The 1101-nt window shown below is 58.9% G+C and carries 1 protein-coding gene and 1 pseudogene; both read right to left on the bottom strand.

Features of this window, described 5'->3' with window-relative positions; genetic code table 11:
- Window positions 1–845: DUF128 domain-containing protein (locus CW742_RS14660; RefSeq protein WP_292421662.1), on the bottom strand; the 845-nt coding region annotated here is incomplete at its 3' end.
- A pseudogene (locus CW742_RS14655) lies at window positions 842–1101 on the bottom strand (dCTP deaminase); the annotation flags it as partial. The pseudogene CW742_RS14655 and the gene CW742_RS14660, both read right to left, overlap by 4 nt.

The raw sequence follows: 1101 nt of genomic DNA, 5'->3' as shown, positions 1-1101 counted from the left end.
ACGATGGAGAGCCGGTTCGGGTTCGGGGGAAGGTTGAATACCTGGCTTCCCATGGTGATGGGAAAGATAAACCCGCAGGCGTTCATGAGACGGATGGTCTCGTTGACCTGATCTTCGGAGGCCGTCGGGACCTCCCGGACATTCGCAAGCGTGATGCCGGTCCGCGAGTGCGTGTACCTCCCAATAGAAGTGAGACCGGCAGAGATGAACAGTTCAAGGGGGTCGATGGTGGTCCCCCGGTACCCGATAAGGTCGTTGAACTCTTTGGGAATATTGTTCTCGATCTTCAGCCGCCCCCCGTATGCCATCTTCACGGGTATTCCCTTGCGCTGGAAGACCCCGTCCATGGTGATGCTGCAGACCGTGATGAACCCGACATACCCTGATGGAATCCGGGGATCGCGGTCAACGATTTTATACGTGTTGAAGAACCCGCAGCCCGCCCGGACAACGTCGTCAAACAACTCCTTTGCCTTCTCAAACGATCCCTTCGGGACCATGGAGAGGTTATACGCTACATCGCCCGTGCTGGTCGTGGGGTCAAACGTGCTCCGGTAGGCAAGGCGTTCAAGTTTTGCGATGACAAAACCGATACGGTCATCCACAAGGGCGTTGTCGGTCTCGGCAAATCCGGCGGGGGTCAGGATGCGGCCCTGGTTTCCGATCTTCTCGGTATACCCCATGGTGTCCAGATAACTCAGGTAGTACTGGACCGCACGGTCGCTTAAGATAAAACCCCGTTCCGCCATCAGCTCGGAGAGGCGTTTTGCACCCATCGGGTCGCGATGTTCTTTCGGGATCCGCAGGACCTCGACATACTTGCGCTCTGTCCGGATGAGGGTCATCGTGCCTCCACCGCGCCGACGCTGTCCTGGTACCTCCCGGAATACCCTTCACTGCTGTTCGCAACCTCGTGCAGGATCAACTGGACGATTCGATCGTTTGGCCGGTTGCTGGCATCTTCGCTTCCCATGTGGGTCAGGCAGATGGTGAGCTGCCCCCGGAAGCCCGGGGCAACAAACCCTGCGCCGAGCAGGACGCCCCGGCAGCCAACCGAGGAACGGCACTTGCGCCTCCCGTCAACATCGGGCGGTACCTGCA

The organism is Methanoregula sp., assembly GCF_002835825.1.
GTDB lineage: Archaea > Halobacteriota > Methanomicrobia > Methanomicrobiales > Methanospirillaceae > Methanoregula.
Note: the sequence above shows the minus strand (reverse complement) of the source record. Positions and strands in the feature narration are given on the sequence as shown.